Annotated in this window: 2 protein-coding genes and 1 pseudogene; all 3 read left to right on the forward strand. The window is 47.2% G+C overall.

The window, feature by feature from the left end; genetic code table 11:
- Positions 1-226 (forward strand): hypothetical protein (locus tag ACEW8S_RS14060; protein ID WP_373518772.1); only part of this gene is annotated, 226 nt, incomplete at its 5' end.
- A gap of 111 nt (positions 227-337) precedes the next feature.
- The gene (locus tag ACEW8S_RS14065) at positions 338-1264 is read left to right on the forward strand and encodes a homoserine kinase (protein WP_373518773.1); all 927 of its coding nucleotides are present in this window, start codon (positions 338-340) and stop codon (positions 1262-1264) included.
- 156 nt (positions 1265-1420) lie between these two features.
- Positions 1421-1936: pseudogene (locus ACEW8S_RS14070) on the forward strand (threonine synthase); the annotation flags it as partial.

Below are 1936 nucleotides of genomic sequence, written 5' to 3' on the forward strand. Positions count from 1 at the left end.
TAAGTTAAAATATGTGGCCCAATACGAAGACGGAAAAGCGAGCGTCGGCCTACAGCAGATTCCTAAAGGCCATGATTTTTATAATCTCGAAGGAAGTGATAATATTGTGCTGTTCTATACCGAACGCTACCCGAACCAGCCAATGATAATTAAAGGTGCAGGTGCTGGCGCCGATGTAACGGCCTCGGGAATATTTGCGGATATTATTCGGATCGGGAATTTTTAAAAGTGAGTTTAGGAATTTTTAAGGTTTGTGAGTTCATAAAAAAGAGGGGGCTCAAAAAGTAAATAATCCTCGGGGCAAGCGTCGGGGAATTTAACCCAATAGCGATTAAAAATGAACACCAACGAACTCCAAATCTTCTGCCCCGCTACGATAGCCAACATTTCCTGCGGGTTCGATGTGCTTGGCGTTGCCTTGGAAAGCGTTGGAGACGAAATGATTGTCCGGAAAGTCGACCAGAAAGGCATACGAATTACAAAACTGACCGGGCAAGACCTGCCTACTGAAACCCATCTGAACGTTGCGGGGGTAGCGGGACTGGCACTCCTGGCCGAAAGCGATTATGAAGGGGGATTCGAAATCGAAATCCATAAAAAAATCAAGGCCGGTAGCGGCATCGGTAGTAGCGCGGCTAGTTCTACAGGCGCCGTGTGGGCAATGAATGAATTGCTCGGCCGTCCGTTTTCAAAACTCCAACTGGTAAAATTCGCCATGGAAGGCGAGCGACTGGCCAGCGGAGTCGCCCATGCTGACAACGTTGCCCCTGCCCTGTTCGGAGGTTTTACTTTGGTGCGCAGTTACGATCCGTTGGATATTGTTCCGATTCCAAGTCCCCCGCAACTTTGGGCTACGGTCATCCACCCGCAGATCGAAGTACGGACCTCCGATTCGCGAAAAATATTGAAGACGAATATCACCTTGGCCGACGGCATCAAACAATGGGGCAATGTCGGCGGTTTGGTAGCGGGACTTTTTACCGAGGACTACGAGCTCATCGGCCGCTCTTTGATCGATCATATCGTAGAGCCCATCCGCTCGATCTTGATTCCCGGGTTTGATAAGGTTAAGTCCGTTTCTTTGGAATCTGGAGCTCTGGGATGTGGCATTTCAGGTTCCGGTCCTTCGATTTTTGCATTTAGTAAGGGAGAGGAAAACGCTAAAAAGGTAGCAGGTGCCATGAAGGAAGTCTATAAAAAAATTGGGATAGATTATGATGTGCATGTTTCTAAAGTCAATATTGAAGGCATTCGTGAACTCTAATGAAGCTGGTAGCAGAAAAGCACCCTCTTTTGAAAAAGGAAGGAACTTTGAAAAAAAAGCATTGTGTACCGCACACCCGACAACGTACACCAGTCCATTTTCAAATCATCAAATAACAAACTCGCCTGCGGGACAGCAGGTTTTAAAATCGAACCCTTGAACTACTACAGCCTAAACAAAAGAGCCCCCAACGTATCCTTCAAAGATGCGGTTATTAAGGGTATAGCTCCCGATAAGGGATTATATTTCCCCGAAAGCATCACGCCCCTACCCGATTCTTTTTTTGAGGATATCCAGAATTTATCGCATCATGACATTGCTTTTCAGGCCATTCGGCAATTCGTTTCCGATGATATTCCCGATTCGGTTTTAAAAGATATTTTAGGAGAAGTGCTGGACTTCGATTTTCCGATAGTCGAAATCGAGGAAAACGTAGCAGCATTAGAACTTTTCCACGGTCCCACTATGGCCTTTAAGGATGTCGGGGCACGGTTTATGGCCCAGTGCCTAGGCTATTTTTCACGTGGGGAGAAATCCGAAATCACCGTTCTGGTAGCGACTTCGGGGGATACCGGCGGCGCGGTGGCCAATGGATTTTTAGGGGTTGAGGGCGTAAAGGTGGTCATACTCTACCCCAGCGGAAAAGTAAGCGATATTCAAGAACGGCAGCTT

It is taken from the genome of Pricia sp., assembly GCF_041745955.1.
Lineage (GTDB): Bacteria > Bacteroidota > Bacteroidia > Flavobacteriales > Flavobacteriaceae > Pricia.

What these genes read in the sequence shown, in the direction of transcription:
- ACEW8S_RS14065 (WP_373518773.1), top strand. Translation starts at nt 338, where the DNA reads ATGAACACCAACGAACTCCAAATCTTCTGCCCCGCTACGATAGCCAAC.